Genomic DNA, 19441 nt, shown 5'->3' with positions numbered 1-19441 from the left:
AAAACTCACAGCCATTGAAGTATTGACTTCGAAACTTGAAGGCATAGTCTCTGCAACGTTGCTTTTACCTTCAGGTCTCACCTGTAAGGGCTCGTCCCCCACCCCGGCAGCGTTGCCGCGGCCCGAGGAGATTCACGTGACCAGCACAGCGCAGGCACCTCAGTCAGGAGCCAGGACGGCTCATCCCGAACATCTCGGGCACGTCATCTTCATCGCGGCGGCCGCTGCCATGGGCGGATTCCTCTTCGGCTACGACAGCTCCGTGATCAACGGCGCGGTCGAGGCCATCCGCGGCAAGTACGACATCGGCTCCGCCGCCCTCGCCCAGGTCATCGCCGTCGCCCTGATCGGCTGCGCCATCGGCGCCGCGACGGCCGGCCGGATAGCCGACCGCATCGGCCGCATCCGCTGCATGCAGATCGCCGCGGTCCTCTTCACGATCAGCGCCGTCGGTTCGGCCCTGCCCTTCGCCCTGTGGGACCTCGCCCTCTGGCGCATCGTCGGCGGCTTCGCCATCGGTATGGCCTCCGTCATCGGCCCGGCCTACATCGCCGAGGTCGCCCCGCCCGCCTATCGTGGTCGGCTCGGATCCTTCCAGCAGGCCGCGATCGTCGTCGGCATCGCCGTCTCGCAGCTGGTCAACTGGGGCCTGCTGAACGCCGCCGGCGGCAACCAGCGCGGTCACCTGATGGGCCTGGAGGCCTGGCAGGTCATGCTCGGCGTCATGGTCGTCCCGGCCGTCCTGTACGGCATGCTCTCCTTCGCGATCCCCGAGTCCCCGCGCTTCCTGCTCTCCGTCGGCAAGCGTGAGCGCGCCAAGGAGATCCTCGGCGAGGTCGAGGGCACGGGCGTCGACCTGGACGCGCGCGTCGCCGAGATCGAGCACGCGATGAAGAGCGAGCACAAGTCCACTTTCAAGGACCTGCTCGGCGGCGGCTTCTTCTTCAAGCCGATCGTCTGGATCGGCATCGGCCTGTCGGTCTTCCAGCAGTTCGTCGGTATCAACGTCGCGTTCTACTACTCCTCGACGCTGTGGCAGTCGGTCGGTGTCGACCCGACGGACTCGTTCTTCTACTCCTTCACGACGTCGATCATCAACATCATCGGCACCGTGATCGCGATGATCTTCGTGGACCGCGTCGGCCGCAAGCCGCTCGCGCTCATCGGCTCGGTCGGCATGGTCGTCGGTCTCGCGCTGGAGGCCTGGGCGTTCAGCTACCACCTGGTCGACGGCAAGCTCCCGAGCACGCAGGGCTGGACCGCCCTGATCGCCGCGCACCTCTTCGTCCTCTTCTTCGCCCTGTCCTGGGGTGTGGTGGTCTGGGTCTTCCTCGGCGAGATGTTCCCGAACAAGATCCGCGCCGCCGCCCTGGGCGTCGCCGCCTCCGCGCAGTGGATCGCCAACTGGGCCATCACCGCGAGCTTCCCGTCGCTGGCCGACTGGAGCCTCTCCGGCACCTACGTGGTCTACACGGTCTGCGCCGCGCTCTCCGTCCCGTTCGTCCTGAAGTTCGTCAAGGAGACGAAGGGCAAGGCGCTGGAGGAGATGGGCTGACCCGCACGGACAGCCCCCAGACCGAGGAGCAGGGGCCCAAGACCCCGCTGCCCCTCTCCTCGTACCCCCCGCCGCCCCCGCACCGGCCACTGCCCGGTCCGGGGGCGGTGGCCTGCGCGGGCCCCGCCGGGGCGGGGCGACGGGCAGATCCGTTCCACGCCACCGAACGCCCCATGTCCGCCTCGCCATCCCAGCGGCCCGCCTCACCGGCCTGCCTCACCGGCTCGTCTCAGCGGCTCGCCTCAGCCACCCGCCTCAGCGGTCCACCTCAGCCACCCGCCTCAGCGGTCCACCTCAGCCGGCCCGCCTCAACCACCCACCCCAACCACCCGCCTCAGCCGCCCACCTCCGGCAGCACCCGCTCGGCGAACAACCGCAGGCTGCGCCAGCCCTCCTCCACCGGCATCCCGCCCACCAGCGGATGCAGGACCAGGCTGTCGGCGCCCAGCGCCACGCACTGTTCCGGGGTGAGGACGCGGTACACGCCCTCCGCCCGCAGCTCGTCCACCGTCGTGGCCGCCGACCTCACCGCCGAGCGGATCCGGCCCGACTGCCAGGAGGCGTACGTCCGGGCCTCGTGCAGGAAGTGCTCGCCGTAGTGCGCCCACGCCCGGTCCGGGTCCTCGGCGATGTGCAGCAGGGGAGTCTCGGCGGCCGGCATCATGACCCAGCCCTCGGTGCCGTACTCGGTGAGCCTCTCCTTGTAGTACGCCTCCAGCTCCGGCAGATACGCGCTGGGGAAGAACGGCAGGCCGAGCCGGGCCGCCCGGCGGGCGGCGGCCTTCGAGGAGCCGCCGACCAGGAGCAAGGGGTGCGGGTCGGTGAACGGGCGCGGGGTGAGCCGTACCGTACGGCCCCGGTACCCGAACTCCTCGCCGCTCCACGCCTTCAGCAGCGTCTCCAGCAGCTCGTCCTGGAGCCGGCCCCGGCGCCCCCAGTCGACGTCGAACAGGGCGTACTCCTCGGGCCGGTAGCCGATCCCGGCCACCGTGACCAGCCGACCGCCGCTCAGCAGGTCCAGTACGGCGATCTCCTCGGCCAGCCGCAGAGGCTCGTGCAGCGGGCCGATCACCGCCGACACCGTCACCGCGATGCTCCGGGTCGCCCCGAACACCGCGCCCGCGAAGGCGAACGGCGACGGCAGCCAGTTGTTCTCCGCGCCGTGGTGCTCCTCCGTCTGCACGGTGCTGATGCCGTGCTCGTCCGCGTACGCGGCCATCTCCAGGGCGGCCCGGTAGCGGGCGGAGAGGGCGGCGGGAGCGGCGCCGGGAGCGACGAGATTGAAACGGACGACCGTGACGGGCATGGGAAGTCCCCCTCCGGTGCGGCGCGGTGCGGTGCGGTGGAGGGGGACGGTAGCTGACGTAGCGTCAGATAGCCATGGTGTCCGGCCGGCCGGAGCCGTCAGACGGTGACCGTCGTCGGCTCGTCCGCCGGCTCGGTGGCTGCCGCAGGCTCGGTCACCGCCGGCTTCGGCAGCACCAGGTACAGCACGCCCGAGATCACGACCGTGGCGACCCAGCCGAGGCCGTACTCGCCGATGACGTTGTTCTTCGCGAGCGGGCCGGTGAACCAGTCCGAGGTCGTGAACATCAGGCCCGAGACCAGGCCGATCGCCCAGGCGGCCACGGCCGCGGGGGAGAAACCGCCCCGGTACCAGTAGGCGCTGGTGCGGGTGGTGTCGGTCATCGCCTCGCCGTCGTACTCCGTGCGGCGCAGCATGTCCGCGCCGAACACGCCGACCCAGGCCGAGAAGGCGACCGCCAGCAGCGACAGGAAGGCGATGAACGAGCCCATGAAGCTCGTCGCCACCAGCATCAGCACCCCGCCGAAGATCAGCGAGATCACCGCGTTCACCGAGACCGCCCAGTGCCGCGGCACCTTGAAGCCCAGGGTCTGCGCGGTGAAGCCCGCCGAGTACATCGACATGGAGTTGATCAGCAGCATGCCGATCAGCGCGATGAACAGGTACGGCACCGCGATCCACGTCGGCAGGATCTCGCCGAGGAAGGACACCGGGTCGGTGGCCGAGGCCAGGTCCGGCGTGGAGACCGCCATCACCGCGCCCATGAGGACCATCGGCAGTACGACGACTCCCGCGCCGCCGACCGCCGTGCCCACGATCGCCTTCGAGGACGCCGTGCGCGGCAGGTAGCGGGTGAAGTCCGGCGCGGACGGGATCCAGCTGACACCGCCGGCCGCGATCATGCCGACACCGGTGATCACGGCGGCCGTCGAGCCGGCGCCGTGGTGCATCACCTTCGACCAGTCGGTGTTCACGGCCAGATAGACCAGGACCAGCACCGAGAAGACGCCGAAGAAATAGGTCGCGTACTTGTTGCACTTCTGCACGGCGTTGATGCCGAGCCCGGAGATCGCGAAGGTCGCGATGACGAACGCCAGCAGCATCACCATGTCGAGCACGCTGTTCGCCTTCAGGCCGAACAGCATGTCCAGAATGGTGAGCATCGCGTAGGCGCCGGTCACCGCGTTGATCGTTTCCCAGCCCCAGCGGGCCACCCAGATCAGCGAACCGGGCAGCAGATTGCCGCGCTGCCCGAAGACCGCGCGCGACAGCGCCATGCCCGGCGCGCCGCCCCGCTTGCCGGCGATGCCGATCAGCCCGACCAGGCCGTACGACACGGCCGGCGCGGTCACCGCGACGACGAGCGCCTGCCAGATGTTCAGGTGGTACGCCACGACGAGGCTCGCGCCCATGGTCAGCAGCAGCACGCTGATGTTGGCGCCCACCCAGGTGGGGAACAGCTCACGGGTCTTCGCGGTGCGCTCGTGATCCGGGACCTGCTCGATGCCACGGGTCTCGAGAGCGCCTTCGGTCTCGACGGTTTTGCTCATGAAAAAGGGGCCAGACGTGGGGGGACAGTGACGATCGGGACTCTACGCGCGTCAACCGAGTCGCCACCATCGTACTTTGCTCCGACTCCTTGCTTTAAGTGGCGTTTGTCTCTCAGAGGAAGCCACAAACAGCCTCTCGTCGTACCCCATGACTGATACTGGACGAGTTATGGAAACCGTCATCCTTGCTGTAGTCATCGCCGTGGTCGTGCTCGTCGCGCTCGGCGGGCTGGTCGTGGGCAGCCGGCGCCGGAAGCCGCTGCCTCCGCCGCCCCCGAAGACGCCCGACATCACCGCGCCCCCGGCCGAGCCGCATGTCGGCGACGAGGCCGAGACGCCGCGCGACGAACCGCGCCGGACGATCGAGGAGGTGGATCTCCCGGGCGGCCCCGCGGTCGCCGTCGAGGAGCCCCCCGTTGAAGAGGCTCCGGTCGAAGAGGCTCCCGCGATCGAGATCCCGGAGCCCACCGCGGGCCGGCTGGTACGGCTGCGTGCCCGCCTGTCCCGCTCCCAGAACGCCCTCGGCAAGGGCCTGCTCACGCTGCTCTCGCGCGAGCACCTGGACGAGGAGACCTGGGAGGAGATCGAGGACACGCTGCTCACCGCCGACGTCGGCGTGCAGCCCACCCAGGAACTGGTCGAAGGACTGCGCGAGCGCGTGAAGGTGCTCGGCACCCGCACGCCCGAGGAGCTGCGCGGCCTGCTGCGCGAGGAGCTGCTCAAGCTGGTCGGCACCGATGTCGACCGCACCGTGAAGACCGAGCCGGAGGACCGCAAGCCCGGCATCGTGATGGTCGTCGGCGTCAACGGCACCGGCAAGACCACCACGACCGGCAAGCTCGCGCGCGTGCTCGTCGCCGACGGCCGCACCGTCGTGCTCGGCGCCGCCGACACCTTCCGGGCCGCCGCCGCCGACCAGCTGCAGACCTGGGGCGAGCGGGTCGGCGCCTACACCGTGCGCGGGCCCGAGGCCGGCGACCCCGCCTCCGTCGCCTTCGACGCGGTCAAGGAAGGCAAGGAGATGGGGGTCGACGTGGTCCTCATCGACACCGCCGGGCGGCTTCACACCAAGACCGGGCTCATGGACGAGCTCGGCAAGGTCAAGCGGGTCGTGGAGAAGCATGCGCCGCTCGACGAGGTGCTGCTGGTCCTGGACGCCACCACGGGGCAGAACGGCCTGGTGCAGGCCCGCGTCTTCGCCGAGGTCGTGGACATCACCGGCATCGTGCTGACCAAGCTGGACGGTACGGCCAAGGGCGGCATCGTCGTCGCGGTCCAGCGTGAGCTGGGTGTGCCGGTCAAGCTGGTCGGACTCGGCGAGGGAGCGGACGATCTGGCGCCGTTCGAGCCGGAGGCGTTCGTCGACGCGCTGATCGGTGACTGAGCGGTTACGGAATCCGGTAGCCGACGAGAAGCGCCCGCCCCGGCACATCCGGGGACGGGCGCTTCGCCGTACCGGAGTGGGTCACGCCCGCGCCCGAGACCGATGTGCCACATACGCCAGCGTCCCCAGCAGCAACCGCGCCGCCGGAGGCCGTGTCGCGCAGTCCAGCGCGGGCGGGCGCAGCCAGCGCACCGGGCCGAGGCCGCCCCGGTCGGAGGGCGGCGCCGTGAGGTACGCGCCGGGGCCGAGGCCGCGCAGGTCCAGGGCGGAGGGGTCGTCCCAGCCCATGCGGTAGAGCAGCCGGGGGAGCTCGGCGGCGGCGCCCGGCGCGACGAAGAAGTGGGCGCGGCCGTCCGGGGTCGCGGTCACCGGGCCGAGGGGCAGGCCCATGCGCTCCAGGCGGACCAGGGCGCGGCGGCCGGCGGCCTCGGAGACCTCGATGGTGTCGAACGCCCGGCCCACCGGCAGCATCACCGCGGCGCCCGGGAACTCGGACCAGGCCTTGCTCACCTCGTCCAGCGTGGCCCCGGCCGGCACCTGCGGTGCGAAGTCAAGCGGATGGGCGCCGGGTGCGGGGCAGTCGGCGTTCCCGCACGAGCAGGCGCCCGCCGCGGCCCGCGCGCCGGGCACGACGTCCCAGCCCCACAGACCGGTGAACTCGGCGACGGTGGTGCACTCCGACGAACGGCCGCGCCGGCGTGTGCCGGAGCGGATCTCGCGAATGCCGCCGATCGTGAAGCCCATGCCCCCTCCAACGGGTCCTGCGCGCCGGTGGTTACGACACGGAACGAGACGGAAGCGGAACGTAACGCTACGGCTCCGCCTGCCCGCGCCGACGCCAGGCCAAGGCGGCGCCTTGAAGCGCAACGGGGTGGCACCTGGAGCGCTACGCGCCCCCTCGTGCTTCACTCCGCCCACTTCCGGCCGTCCTATGTCAAGTGAATCCTGTGCGAGCGTCCGTGAGTTCATTCGAAGGGGTGGCGAATGGTGGCGTTTCCGGGATCCACGTGGCTGAGCGGGTGATCGTAGGATTACTGTGAGTGTGCGGGTCCGGGAGGCATATGCACCGATGGGTATGCCGGAGGCGAGTCGTCAGCTCGTTCGAAGGGTGAGAACCTCCGGGCGGGAAGCCGTATTTACCGGCATTCTGATAGGGCTTGGCGCGCGGCGGTCTCCCTGCGGGGCGACCGAGGGTCGCAACGACGACAGGTGTTTCCAGGGATGGGGGCGTTCCAGTGAGCGGCAACGGCGGTAGCGGGGCGAACGCTGACAAGCGCCCCAACGAGCTGCTCGGCTCGTGGTTCGTGCGCAGCGGCTGGTCCAAGGGCGAGCTGGCCCGCCAGGTGAACCGCCGGGCCCGCCAGCTGGGCGCCAACCACATCTCCACGGACACCTCTCGGGTACGCCGCTGGCTGGACGGGGAGAATCCGCGGGAGCCGATCCCGCGCATCCTCTCGGAGCTGTTCTCGGAGCGCTTCGGCTGTGTGGTCTCCATCGAGGACCTCGGCCTGCGCGCCGCCCGCCAGTCACCCTCCGTGTCCGGAGTCGACCTGCCCTGGACCGCCCCGCAGACGGTCGCGCTGCTCAGCGAGTTCTCGCGCAGCGACCTGATGCTGGCCCGGCGCGGCTTCCTCGGCACCTCGCTCGCGTTGTCCGCCGGCCCGTCCCTCATCGAGCCCATGCAGCGCTGGCTCGTGCCCACGCCCGCCTCCGCGGTCCCGCCCGAGCCGGAGCCGGTCCTCGACTCCCGCAGGCCCGGCCGGCTCTCCAAGCCCGAGCTGGACCTGCTGGAGTCCACCACGCGGATGTTCCGCCAGTGGGACGCCCAGTGCGGCGGCGGCCTGCGCCGCAAGGCGGTCGTCGGCCAGCTGCACGAGGTCACCGACCTGCTCCAGGAACCCCAGCCGGAGGCCACCACCCGCAGGCTCTTCAAGGTCGCCGCCGAGCTGGCCGAGCTGGCCGGCTGGATGTCGTACGACGTCGGGCTCCAGCCCACCGCGCAGAAGTACTTCGTCCTCGCCCTGCACGCGGCCAAGGAGGCCGGCGACAAGCCGCTCGGCTCGTACATCCTCTCCAGCATGAGCCGCCAGATGATCCATCTCGGCCGGCCCGACGACGCCCTGGAGCTGATCCACCTCGCCCAGTACGGCAGCCGGGACTGCGCGAGCCCGCGCACCCAGTCCATGCTGTATGCGATGGAGGCCCGCGCCTACGCCAACATGGGCCAGCCCGGCAAGACCAAGCGCGCGGTCCGCATGGCCCAGGACACCTTCGCCGAGACCGACGAGTGGGACGAGCCGGACCCCGACTGGATCCGCTTCTTCTCCGAGGCCGAGCTGTACGGCGAGAACTCCCATTCCTTCCGCGACCTCGCCTACGTCGCCGGGCGCAGCCCCGCCTACGCCTCCCTGGCCGAGCCGCTCATGCAGCGCGCGGTGGAACTGTTCGCCAAGGACAGCGAGCACCAGCGGTCGTATGCGCTCAACCTGATCGGCATGGCCACCGTGCACCTGCTCCAGCGCGAACCGGAACAGAGCACGGCCTATGCCTCCCGAGCCATGGAGATCGCCAAGAAGGTCCGCTCCGAGCGTGTGAACACTCGTATCCGAAAGACGGTCGACACGGCCGTACAGGACTACGGCGATCTCGCCGCCGTCGTCGACCTCACCGACCAGCTCGCCGTCGACCTGCCGGAGACCGCCGAAGCGGTCTGACACCTCCGGCACCGTGCCCCGGCCGCGGCCGGTCCTCCCGAACTGCCCGACTCGGCTCCCCCGCGCCAGGTCATCGGAGAGGCCCGCCGCGGCCGGCCTGCGTCTCCGGCAGGATCCTCCGGGAGGTTGCGCCACGATAACGATCGACGAGCCCGGAATCCGGCGGTTCATCCAGGCGTAACAAGCAGGGCGCCCTTGTCACCCCGGCGAAACAACGAGGGGCTTCCACCGAAACCGCGCTGCGCCAATCTCTTGGCGCATAACCGGCCTACACCCCCCGACCCGCCGGACCGCTCAGGCACCGCCCGCACGGGGCCGTACCAACCGACGAGGAGACGCCGATGGCCCCAGCCATCACGCTTGCCGCGGAGGCACCCAAGCTGTCTGCCGCGAACACAGGCTTCATGCTCATCTGTTCCGCCCTGGTGCTGGTCATGACCCCGGGCCTGGCCTTCTTCTACGGAGGCATGGTCCGCGTCAAGAGCACCCTCAACATGCTGATGATGAGCTTCATCAGCATGGGCATCGTCACCATTCTCTGGGTGCTCTACGGCTTCTCCCTCGCCTTCGGGGAGCACAACAGCCTCATCGGCTGGAACTCCGACTGGTTCGGCCTCGGCAACATCGGGCTGACGGAGCTGTGGCCCGGCTACACCATCCCGGTGTTCGTCTTCATGGTCTTCCAGATGATGTTCGCCATCATCACCCCGGCCCTGATAAGCGGCGCCCTCGCGGACCGGGTGAAGTTCTCGGCCTGGTCGCTGTTCATCGCCCTGTGGGCCACGATCGTCTACGTCCCGGTCGCCCACTGGGTCTGGGGCGCCGACGGCTGGGCCTTCAAGCTCGGCGTGATCGACTTCGCGGGTGGTACGGCGGTCCACATCAACGCGGGTGCTGCCGCCCTCGGTGTCATCCTCGTCATCGGCAAGCGCGTCGGCTTCAAGAAGGACCCGATGCGCCCGCACAGCCTCCCGCTGGTCATGCTCGGCGCGGGCCTGCTGTGGTTCGGCTGGTTCGGCTTCAACGCGGGCTCCTGGCTCGGCAACGACGACGGCGTCGGCGCGCTGATGTTCGTCAACACGCAGGTCGCCACCGGCGCCGCCATGCTGGCCTGGCTCGCCTACGAGAAGATCCGGCACGGCGCATTCACCACGCTGGGCGCCGCCTCCGGCGCGGTCGCCGGTCTGGTCGCGATCACCCCGTCCGGTGGCGCGGTCTCCCCGCTCGGCGCGATCGCCGTCGGCGCCATCGCCGGTGTCGCCTGCGCCGCGGCGGTGGGCCTGAAGTTCAAGTTCGGCTACGACGACTCCCTCGACGTCGTCGGCGTCCACATGGTCGGCGGCATCATCGGCTCCCTGCTCATCGGCTTCTTCGCCACCGGCAAGGGCCAGTCCACCGCCACGGGTGTCTTCTACGGCGACCACACCTGGACCCAGCTGTGGAAGCAGTGCGCCGGTGTCGGCGCGGTCCTCGCCTACTCCCTGATCGTCTCCGCGGTCCTCGCCTTCCTGCTGGACAAGACGATCGGCATGCGGGTCACCGAGGACGAGGAGATCTCCGGCATCGACCAGGCCGAGCACGCCGAGACCGCCTACGACTTCAGCGGCGCCGGCGGTGGTGTCATCGGCTCCGCCGCCCACTCCCCGGCCCTGGCCGCCGCGCAGACCAAGAAGGTGGACGCATGAAGCTCATCACCGCCGTCGTCAAGCCCCACCGGCTCGACGAGATCAAGGAAGCCCTTCAGGCCTTCGGCGTCCACGGCCTGACGGTCACCGAGGCCAGCGGTTACGGTCGTCAGCGGGGCCACACCGAGGTCTACCGCGGTGCCGAGTACACCGTCGACCTGGTCCCCAAGATCCGCATCGAGGTGCTGGCCGAGGACGACGACGCCGAACAGCTGATCGAGGTCATCGTCAAGGCGGCCCGCACCGGCAAGATCGGTGACGGCAAGGTCTGGTCGCTGCCGGTCGAGACCGCCGTACGGGTCCGCACCGGCGAGCGCGGTCCGGACGCGCTCTGAGGACACCTCTGAGAAACGGAGTCGCTGGGTGACGGGAACGGACGTGCGAACTGAAGCAGAGGACTCGGGACCCAGCGGTTACGCGGCGGCCCGGCTGCGCCTCCTCACCGAGGGGGCGCGGTCCGGGCCGCCGCGCCGTGCCGCCCTCGCGGGGCTGACCGACGACTGGCTCGCCGGGCTGTTCGCCGCGGCGGCGGACGGGGTGCACGGGGTCTCCCTCGTCGCCGTGGGCGGCTATGGCCGCGGCGAGCTGTCCCCGCGCAGCGACCTCGACCTCCTGCTGCTGCACGACGGCTCCGACCCGGGCGCGGTCGCCGCCCTGGCCGACCGCCTCTGGTACCCCGTCTGGGACCTCGGCCTCGCCCTCGACCACTCCGTGCGCACCCCCGCGGAGGCCCGCAAGACCGCGGGCGAGGACGTGAAGGTCCAACTGGGCCTCCTGGACGCCCGTCATCTCGCCGGCGACGCCGGCCTCACCGCCGGGCTGCGTACGGCCGTCCTCGCCGACTGGCGCAACCAGGCCCCCAAACGCCTCCCCGAACTCCGGGAACTGTGCGCCGAGCGCGCCGAACGCCAGGGCGAGCTGCGGTACCTGCTCGAACCCGACCTCAAGGAGGCCCGCGGCGGCCTGAGGGACGCCACCGCGCTGCGTGCCGTCGCCGCCTCCTGGCTCGCCGACGCCCCGCGCGAGGGCCTCGCGGACGCCCGCCGGCGCCTGCTCGACGTACGGGACGCGCTGCATCTGGCCACCGGGCGCGCGACCGACCGGCTCGCGCTGCAGGAGCAGGACCAGGTGGCGGCCGAGCTGGGGCTGCTGGACGCGGACACGCTGCTGCGACAGGTCTACGAGGCGGCGGGGGTCATCTCGTACGCCAGTGACGTCACCTGGCGCGAGGTCGGGCGCGTGTTGCGTTCACGCGCCGTCCGCCCGCGCCTGCGCGCCATGCTGGGCGGCGGCAAGCCGGTCGCGGAGCGCTCCCCGCTGGCCGAGGGCGTGGTGGAGCAGGACGGCGAGGTGGTGCTCGCCCGTGCCGCGCGCCCGGAGCGCGATCCCGTGCTCCCCCTGCGCGCCGCGGCCGCCGCCGCGCAGGCAGGCCTCCCGCTCTCCCTGCACGCCGTACGGCGCATGGCCGCCACCGCGCGCCCCCTGCCGACGCCCTGGCCCGCCGAGGCCCGCGAGCAGCTGGTGACGCTGCTCGGCTCCGGACGTCCGACGGTGGACGTCTGGGAGGCGCTGGAGGCGGAGGGCCTGATCAGCCGCCTGCTGCCGGACTGGGAGCGGGTCCGCTTCCGCCCGCAGCGCAATGCCGTCCACATCTGGACGGTCGACCGGCACCTGATCGAAACGGCCGTCCGCGCCTCGGAACTGACCCGCCGCGTCAGCCGCCCCGACCTGCTCCTGGTCGCCGCCCTGCTGCACGACATCGGCAAGGGCTGGCCGGGCGACCATTCGGTGGCCGGCGAGATCATCGCCAAGGACGTGGCCGCACGGATCGGCTTCGACCGCGCGGACGTGGCCGTGCTGTCCCTCCTGGTCCGCCACCACCTGCTGCTGATCGAGACGGCCACCCGCCGCGACCTGGACGACCCGGCGACGGTCCGCTCGGTCGCCGAGGCGGTCGGCACCCAGAGCACCCTGGAGCTGCTGCACGCGCTGACGGAGGCCGACGCCCTCGCCACCGGACCGGCGGCCTGGTCCTCCTGGCGCGGCTCCCTCGTCGCCGACCTGGTCCGCCGCGTCGGTGCCGTGCTCGCCGGGGACGCCCCCGACGAGCCGGAGCCCGCCGCGCCCACGGTCGAGCAGGAGCGGCTGGCGATCGAGGCGTACCGCACGGGAGGCCCGGTCCTCGCGCTGCGCGCCCAGCCGGAACCGGTCGCTGAGGAGGGCGGCTCCGGCGAGCCCCTCGGCGTCGAGCTGCTCATCGCCGTACCCGACCAGCCCGCCGTGCTCCCGGCGGTCGCCGGCGTCCTCGCGGTCCACCGCCTCACGGTCCGTACGGCGGAACTCCGCGCCGTGAGGCTGCCCGACGACGTCGAAGACGGCTCGGTCCTGCTGCTCAACTGGCGGGTCGCCGCCGAGTACGGCTCCCTGCCGCAGGCCACCCGGCTGCGCGCCGACCTCGTCCGCGCCCTCGACGGCACCCTGGACATCGCCGGCCGCCTCGCCGAACGGGACGCGGCCTACCCCCGTCGGCGCGGCTGGGTCGCCCCGCCGCCCCGCGTGACGGTGGCCCCGGCCGCCTCCCGCCACGCCACGGTGATCGAGGTCCGCGCCCAGGACGCCCCGGGGCTGCTGCACCGCATCGGCATGGCGTTGGAGAAGGCGGGGGTACGGGTGCGGAGCATGCATGTGAGCACGCTGGGCTCCAACGCCGTCGATGCGTTCTACGTCACCACCGGCACGGGTGCGCCACTGCCGGCGGAGGACGCGGCGTCGACGGCGAGAGTGCTGGAGGAGACCCTGCGGGCGTGACCCCGTAGGGTCGGTTGTCCCCGCGCACTCACTCGATGCGGGCGCGCGAGGACGAAGAGCTTGCGGGGCCGGATACCCTGGAAGACGCTCAGACTGCCCCCGACTCCGAGGACCGACGCCGCCGTGTTCGATACTCTCTCCGACCGCCTCTCAGCGACCTTCAAGAATCTGCGCGGCAAGGGGCGTTTGAGCGAGGCGGACATCGACGCCACCGCACGCGAGATCCGCATCGCGCTCCTGGAAGCGGACGTCGCCCTTCCTGTCGTCCGGACGTTCATCAAGAACGTCAAGGAGCGTGCACTCGGCGCCGAGGTCTCGCGCGCGCTGAACCCGGCCCAGCAGGTCCTGAAGATCGTCAACGACGAGCTGGTGACCATCCTCGGCGGCGAGACCCGGCGTCTCCGCTTCGCCAAGCAGCCCCCCACCGTGATCATGCTGGCGGGTCTGCAGGGTGCCGGTAAGACCACCCTCGCGGGCAAGCTCGGCCGCTGGCTGAAGGAGCAGGGCCACTCCCCGCTGCTGGTCGCCGCCGACCTCCAGCGCCCGAACGCCGTCAACCAGCTCAGCGTCGTCGCCGAGCGCGCGGGCGTCGCCGTCTACGCGCCCGAGCCGGGCAACGGCGTCGGCGACCCGGTGAAGGTCGCCAAGGAGTCCATCGACTTCGCGAAGTCCAAGGTCCACGACATCGTGATCGTGGACACCGCCGGCCGCCTCGGTATCGACGCCGAGATGATGCAGCAGGCCGCAGACATCCGCGACGCGGTCTCCCCGGACGAGATCCTGTTCGTCGTCGACGCGATGATCGGTCAGGACGCCGTCAACACCGCCGAGGCCTTCCGCGACGGCGTCGGCTTCGACGGCGTGGTGCTCTCCAAGCTCGACGGTGACGCCCGCGGTGGTGCCGCCCTGTCGATCCGGCAGATCACCGGCAAGCCGATCATGTTCGCGTCGAACGGCGAGAAGCTGGACGACTTCGACGCCTTCCACCCGGACCGGATGGCCTCCCGCATCCTCGACCTGGGTGACCTGCTCACCCTGATCGAGCAGGCGGAGAAGACCTTCAGCCAGGAAGAGGCCGCCAAGATGGCCTCGAAGCTGGCGTCCAAGAAGGGCCAGGACTTCACCCTGGACGACTTCCTGGCCCAGATGGAGCAGGTCCGCAAGATGGGCTCCATCTCCAAGCTGCTCGGCATGCTCCCGGGCATGGGCCAGATCAAGGACCAGATCCAGAACATCGACGAGCGGGAAGTCGACCGCGTGGGCGCGATCATCAAGTCGATGACCCCGGCCGAGCGCCAGGACCCGACGATCATCAACGGCTCCCGCCGCGCCCGTATCGCCAAGGGTTCCGGTGTCGAGGTCAGCGCGGTGAAGAACCTGGTCGAGCGGTTCTTCGACGCCCGCAAGATGATGTCGCGCATGGCCCAGGGCGGCGGCATGCCGGGCATGCCGGGGATCCCGGGCATGGGCGGCGGCCCGGGCCGGCAGAAGAAGCAGCAGAAGAAGGCCAAGGGCAAGCAGCGCTCCGGCAACCCGATGAAGCGCAAGCAGCAGGAGCTGGAGGAGGCCGCCCGCCGGGCCGCCGCGGCGGAGGGCGGCAACGCCTTCGGGCTGCCGCAGCAGGGCGGCCAGGACTTCGAGCTGCCGGACGAGTTCAAGAAGTTCATGGGCTGACTCCGCCCCTGAGTTCGCCTCTGCGCGTGCCGGGGTCTGGTCGGTGCCGTACCGTCCGCATATGACCAACCCCGCGCCGCCACGCAAGTCACCCGACCAGCCCTGGCGTACCGAGGGCGCCCCGGACGAGCCGCCGCAGCAGCCGCCCGGCGGGCGCCGGATGCGCGGGGGCTGGTGGCGGCTGGTCGTCACCGCGCTGGTCGTATACCTGATCGCCAACCTGGTGCTGTCCTACTTCGACCAGGCCAACGAGCCGACGATCTCGTACACCGAGTTCAGCAAGCAGGTCAACGACGGCAATGTCGCCAAGATCTACGCCAAGGGCGACTCGATCCAGGGCCAGCTGCGCAAGCAGCAGAAGAAGCCCGAGGGCGGCGGGAACTACACCAAGTTCAACACCGAGCGCCCGTCGTTCGCGCACGACGACCTCTGGGCGAACCTGACCAAGCACAAGGTGACGGTCACCGCCGAGCCGGTCGTCCAGCACCGCAGCTTCCTGTCCAACCTGCTGATCTCGCTGGCGCCGATGCTGGTGATCGTCGCCCTGTGGATCTTCATCGCGCGGCGGATGAGTGCGGGCCTCGGCGGCGCGGGCGGCATGCTGGGCCGCAAGGCACCGCCGAAGCCGGTCGAGCTGGTGCCGGGCGAGAAGCGCACCACCTTCGAGGACGTGGCCGGCATCGACGAGGTCGAGGGCGAGCTGAACGACGTCGTCGACTTCCTGAAGAACCCCGACGCCTACCGCCGTATGGGCGCCAAGATGCCCCGCGGGGTGCTGCTGGCCGGCCCGCCCGGCACCGGCAAGACACTGCTCGCGCGGGCGGTGGCCGGCGAGGCGGGTGTGCCGTTCTTCTCCGCGTCCGCGTCCGAGTTCATCGAGATGATCGTGGGCGTGGGCGCCTCGCGTGTGCGGGAGCTGTTCGCGGAGGCCCGCAAGGTCGCCCCGTCGATCATCTTCATCGACGAGATCGACACCATCGGGCGGGCCCGCGGCGGCGGCGCCTCGATGGGCGGGCACGACGAGCGCGAGCAGACCCTCAACCAGATCCTCACCGAGATGGACGGCTTCTCCGGCTCGGAGGGCGTCATCGTCATCGCCGCCACCAACCGCGCCGACATCCTCGACCCGGCGCTGACCCGCCCCGGCCGCTTCGACCGGGTGGTCCAGGTCTCGCCCCCGGACCGCGGCGGCCGCGAGGCCATCCTGGAGATCCACACCCGCGACATCCCGCTCGCCGGGAACGTCGACCTCGCCCAGGTCGCCCGTACGACCCCGGGCATGACCGGCGCCGATCTGGCCAACCTCGCCAACGAGGCCGCGCTGCTCGCGGTGAAGCGGAAACAGGCGCACGTGACCCAGTCCGACCTCTCCGACGCACTGGAGAAGGTCCAGCTCGGCGCGGAACGCCCGCTGGTGATGCCCGAGGAGGAACGCCGGCGCACCGCCTACCACGAGAGCGGGCACGCCCTGCTCGGCATGCTCCAGCCGGGCGCCGACCCGGTCCGCAAGATCACCATCGTGCCCCGCGGCCGCGCGCTCGGCGTCACCCTCTCCACACCGGACGCCGACAAGTACGCGTACACCGAGGAGTATCTGCGCGGCCGGATCATCGGCGCCCTCGGCGGCATGGCGGCCGAGCAGGTCGTCTACGGCGTGATCACCACAGGTTCCGAGAGCGACCTGGAACAGGTCACCAACATCGCGCGCGGGATGGTGTCCCGCTGGGGCATGAGCCGGGAGGTCGGCCGCCTCTCCGCCCTTCCCAACGACGCCCAGCAGGCCTACGGCCTCGCCGCCGCCCCGCAGACCCTCGACGTCATCGACGCCGAGATGCGCCGGATCGTCGACGAGTGCTACGAGGAGGCCTGCCGCAAGCTCCGCGAGCACCGCGGCCAGTTGGACGCTCTCGCCGAGGCGCTGCTGGCGAGCGAGACGCTGGAGGAGGCGGACGCGTACCGGATCGCGGGGATCCCGCGCCTGGCCAAGGAGAGCGACACCCCCTAGGGCACCCGGGCGTCCTGGGGCACCCGGGCGACGAGGTAGCGGAAGACGTTCGGCATCCAGACGGTCCCGTCCGGGCGCCGGTGCGGATGCAGGGCCTCCGTCAGCTCCTTGTCGACCTGCTTGGCGTCGGTGGCCGCGATCGCCGCGTCGAACAGGCCGGTCGACAGCAGCCCGCGTACCGCGCTGTCGACGTCGGCGTACCCGAACGGGCAGGCCACCCGCCCCGAGCCGTCGGGCTTCAGCCCCGCCCGCTGGGCGACCTCCTCCAGGTCGTCCCGCCGGGCGGGCCGCCAGCTGCGCGCGCTGCGCAGCGGATCGGCCAGTTTCGTCGCCACCCGCAGCACCGAGGAGGTGGCGCAGCGCTCCGGAGGGCCCCACCCGGTCAGCACCACGGCGGCGCCGGGCGCGGCCAGCGGCAGCGCCTCCGCGAGCAGCTCGCCGAGCCCCTCGGAGTCGCCGGCGAGACAGCCGATCGGCTCGAAGACGGTCACCAGGCCGTACGTGGCCGTCTGAGCGCCGGCCGCGTCACGGGGCGGGCCGTCGACGAGCCGCGCCTGCGTACGCGCGCGTGGGCGGCTGCTTCCGCCGTGCACGGCCATGTCGCCGTTGCCGTCCCGCGGGGCTTGCGGCAGCAGCCGTTCGCGGGCGAGGGCGAGCCGTTCGGGGGAGGAGGTGTCGACCCCCGTGACCGTGGCAGCTCTGCCCGCCGCCAGCAGCAGCGCGAGCCCGGAACCGCAGCGCAGGCCCAGCAGCCGGGTGGCGGGACCCACTTCGAGTCGTTCGTAGACGGCTTCGTAGAGCGGCACCAGCATCCGCTCCTGGATCTCGGACCAGTCACGCGCGCGTGCGCACAGATCCACGCGGGGTGCGGAATCCGCGTGCAACGCGTGCTGCCGCACGAGCGTAGGTGTCATAGGTAAGCGCCCCAATCCGCCGACAGTTCGCCGCTGTGCCCGGTTGCGTGGCCCCCGTGCCGTGCGCGCGCACTTCCCACGTATGTCAGGTAACTCCCGGCTCGCCGACCCGTCCAGGGGGCGTGGGCTCCCGCTTGGACTCCGGACGCGGGTGTGGCGAGATTTCACATCCCCGTCATCCGCAAGGCCATACGGTGTCCGCTTCCGGGGTACCGACCGGTGCCGGGGCGCCGGACGGCGAGCGGTAACGTCACGGCCGTCACAGACGCTGACCGAAGTGAGGCATCGCGAGGAGAGCGGCCGAAACGTCTCTTGCGCAACCGCCGACCACAGCGGCACCGGGCCGTACATGCCGGGTCGTACGGCGGACTACGCACCAGCTTGGTAGGAGCTGTGCGGCTTCTCCGCAGATCTGCGCACCCGCCCTCGTCCGGACGCATCAGTGCCAACTGACGGGTACGTGCAAATTATTTGAGATGACCCGGAATAGGAACACATTCGAGCTCCCGCTCGTTGTCATTACGTGAGCACGACACAGACACCACCTGTTCTCGCCGCAGAGCTGGCACAGGCGTGGGCCGACATTCAGCGGTACCACCCCGAGCTGCCGGACCTCGCCGCGCCAGAGTCCCTGATCGGGGAGTCGTCGTCCGCGTGCGGTCACGAACTCTCCTTCGAGCGACTGCTCCATGAGGCAGTCCACGGCATCGCAGCCGCCCGTGGGATCCGCGACACCTCCCGCGCCGGCCGCTACCACAACCGCCGTTTCCTCGCGATCGCCGAGGAAATGGGCCTCGACCACCCCGAGGAGCCGCACCCGAGCAGCGGCTTCTCCCTGGTCACGCTCAACCCCGAGGCCAAGCGGCGCTACCGCCCGACCATCGAGCGGCTGCAACGCGCGCTGCGGGCCCACACGGCGGCCACCTCCTCGGACACCTCCCGCACCTTCCGCGGTCCGGCCGCCCGGCACGGCTCCTCCGGCGGCGGCGTCCGCGTCAAGGCGGTCTGCGACTGCGGCCGCAACGTCCGCGTGGTCCCCTCGGTCCTGGCCCAGGCCCCCATCGTCTGCGGCGGCTGCGGCAAGCCGTTCAGAATCCCGGAGGTCGCGGGGGCGGCATGATCGCGGGCCGCGCATACCGGCATCTCGTGGGTGCCGGAAGTGGTCCCGCCTGCGACCGGGCAGCGCACCCGACGTGACCTCACCTCCACGCCGGGTGCCTCTCCGGCATGCCCACGCGCACTCACTCACTCACCCTCGGCCCGAAGCGACCCACAGGGTGTGGCACAATGGCTAGCTGTACTCGACAGCCGCACAGGACCCCTCTCTCCTCCGGCTGACGCGTCCATCGGGCATTCGGGTACCGCAACCCCACGCGGCAGCTCGCCGTGCCCAACCACGTCAAATCCAGGAGAACCCACTCCCGTGGCAGTCAAGATCAAGCTGAAGCGTCTGGGCAAGATCCGTTCGCCTCACTACCGCATCGTCGTCGCCGACTCCCGTACCCGCCGTGACGGCCGGGCCATCGAGGAGATCGGCAAGTACCACCCGACCTACAACCCGTCGGTCATCGAGGTGGACGCCGAGCGCGTGGCGTACTGGCTGGGTGTCGGCGCGCAGCCGACCGAGCCCGTGCTCGCCATCCTGAAGAAGACCGGCGACTGGCAGAAGTTCAAGGGCGAGCCGGCTCCCGCGCCGCTGCTCGTCGCCGAGCCGAAGCCGGCCCGTCCGTCGTTCGAGGCTCTCGGCGGTGACGACGAGGGCAAGGGTGAGGCGATCACCCAGAAGAAGAAGGCTGAGAAGAAGGACGAGGCCGCTGCCGAGTCCGAGTCGACCGAGGCCTGAGCA

Annotated in this window: 14 protein-coding genes; 10 read left to right on the top strand and 4 right to left on the bottom strand. The window is 70.9% G+C overall.

Going from position 1 to position 19441, the window contains the following annotated elements; genetic code table 11:
• Window positions 1-136: 136 nt before the first annotated feature.
• Window positions 137-1555, top strand: a complete 1419-nt coding sequence (locus tag ACZ41I_RS25145) for a sugar porter family MFS transporter (RefSeq protein ID WP_399770764.1) — start codon at window positions 137-139, stop codon at window positions 1553-1555.
• A 334-nt stretch (window positions 1556-1889) separates the two neighbouring features.
• Here ACZ41I_RS25145 and ACZ41I_RS25140 read toward each other — a convergent pair whose 3' ends face one another.
• Window positions 1890-2861, bottom strand: a complete 972-nt coding sequence (locus ACZ41I_RS25140; protein WP_399770765.1) for an LLM class flavin-dependent oxidoreductase — start codon at window positions 2859-2861, stop codon at window positions 1890-1892.
• A 98-nt stretch (window positions 2862-2959) separates the two neighbouring features.
• The gene (locus ACZ41I_RS25135) at window positions 2960-4411 is read right to left on the bottom strand and encodes a cytosine permease (protein WP_399770767.1); all 1452 of its coding nucleotides are present in this window, start codon (window positions 4409-4411) and stop codon (window positions 2960-2962) included.
• A gap of 169 nt (window positions 4412-4580) precedes the next feature.
• Here ACZ41I_RS25135 and ftsY point away from each other — a divergent pair, with 169 nt between their 5' ends.
• Window positions 4581-5795 carry a signal recognition particle-docking protein FtsY gene (gene ftsY, locus ACZ41I_RS25130; protein ID WP_399770771.1) on the top strand — a complete coding sequence of 405 codons (1215 nt, stop codon included), beginning with the start codon at window positions 4581-4583 and terminating at the stop codon, window positions 5793-5795.
• Window positions 5796-5876: 81 nt separating this feature from the next.
• On the opposite strand, the gene ACZ41I_RS25125 is transcribed toward ftsY, so the two are convergent.
• Entirely contained in the window at window positions 5877-6539 is a 663-nt protein-coding gene (locus ACZ41I_RS25125) for a bifunctional DNA primase/polymerase (RefSeq protein ID WP_363215785.1), read from the bottom strand.
• A 491-nt stretch (window positions 6540-7030) separates the two neighbouring features.
• On the opposite strand from ACZ41I_RS25125, the gene nsdA reads away from it, so the two are divergent.
• From nsdA to ftsH, 6 genes are all read left to right on the top strand, one after another.
• Window positions 7031-8509, top strand: a complete 1479-nt coding sequence (nsdA, locus tag ACZ41I_RS25120) for a transcriptional repressor NsdA (protein WP_399770775.1) — start codon at window positions 7031-7033, stop codon at window positions 8507-8509.
• Window positions 8510-8850: 341 nt separating this feature from the next.
• Complete coding sequence (locus ACZ41I_RS25115) at window positions 8851-10194, top strand: ammonium transporter (protein ID WP_399770777.1); 1344 nt, start codon at window positions 8851-8853, stop codon at window positions 10192-10194.
• Window positions 10191-10529 carry a P-II family nitrogen regulator gene (locus tag ACZ41I_RS25110; protein ID WP_030990174.1) on the top strand — a complete coding sequence of 113 codons (339 nt, stop codon included), beginning with the start codon at window positions 10191-10193 and terminating at the stop codon, window positions 10527-10529. Before ACZ41I_RS25115 ends, ACZ41I_RS25110 begins: the two co-directional genes overlap by 4 nt.
• 28 nt (window positions 10530-10557) lie before the next feature.
• A complete protein-coding gene (locus ACZ41I_RS25105) occupies window positions 10558-13002 on the top strand; it encodes a [protein-PII] uridylyltransferase (protein ID WP_399770781.1) in 2445 nt (814 codons plus the stop codon).
• Between the two features lie 123 nt (window positions 13003-13125).
• Complete coding sequence (ffh, locus tag ACZ41I_RS25100; protein ID WP_399770783.1) at window positions 13126-14676, top strand: signal recognition particle protein; 1551 nt, start codon at window positions 13126-13128, stop codon at window positions 14674-14676.
• Between the two features lie 61 nt (window positions 14677-14737).
• Window positions 14738-16681, top strand: coding sequence for an ATP-dependent zinc metalloprotease FtsH (ftsH, locus tag ACZ41I_RS25095; RefSeq protein WP_468515100.1), 1944 nt, complete (start codon window positions 14738-14740; stop codon window positions 16679-16681).
• On the opposite strand, the gene ACZ41I_RS25090 is transcribed toward ftsH, so the two are convergent.
• Window positions 16678-17595: an SAM-dependent methyltransferase gene (locus ACZ41I_RS25090; protein ID WP_363218175.1), complete on the bottom strand. Its 918-nt coding sequence runs from the start codon at window positions 17593-17595 to the stop codon at window positions 16678-16680. The genes ftsH and ACZ41I_RS25090 overlap by 4 nt on opposite strands.
• A 523-nt stretch (window positions 17596-18118) precedes the next feature.
• On the opposite strand from ACZ41I_RS25090, the gene ACZ41I_RS25085 reads away from it, so the two are divergent.
• The gene (locus tag ACZ41I_RS25085) at window positions 18119-18715 is read left to right on the top strand and encodes a hypothetical protein (protein ID WP_363218174.1); all 597 of its coding nucleotides are present in this window, start codon (window positions 18119-18121) and stop codon (window positions 18713-18715) included.
• Window positions 18716-19018: 303 nt separating this feature from the next.
• A complete protein-coding gene (gene rpsP, locus ACZ41I_RS25080) occupies window positions 19019-19438 on the top strand; it encodes a 30S ribosomal protein S16 (RefSeq protein ID WP_030785131.1) in 420 nt (139 codons plus the stop codon).
• Window positions 19439-19441 lie beyond the last annotated feature (3 nt).

The sequence above is a fragment of the Streptomyces sp. NPDC030799 genome (assembly GCF_055572255.1).
The sequence above is the reverse complement of the archived record's forward strand: the minus strand, read 5'-3'. Positions and strand labels throughout refer to the sequence as shown.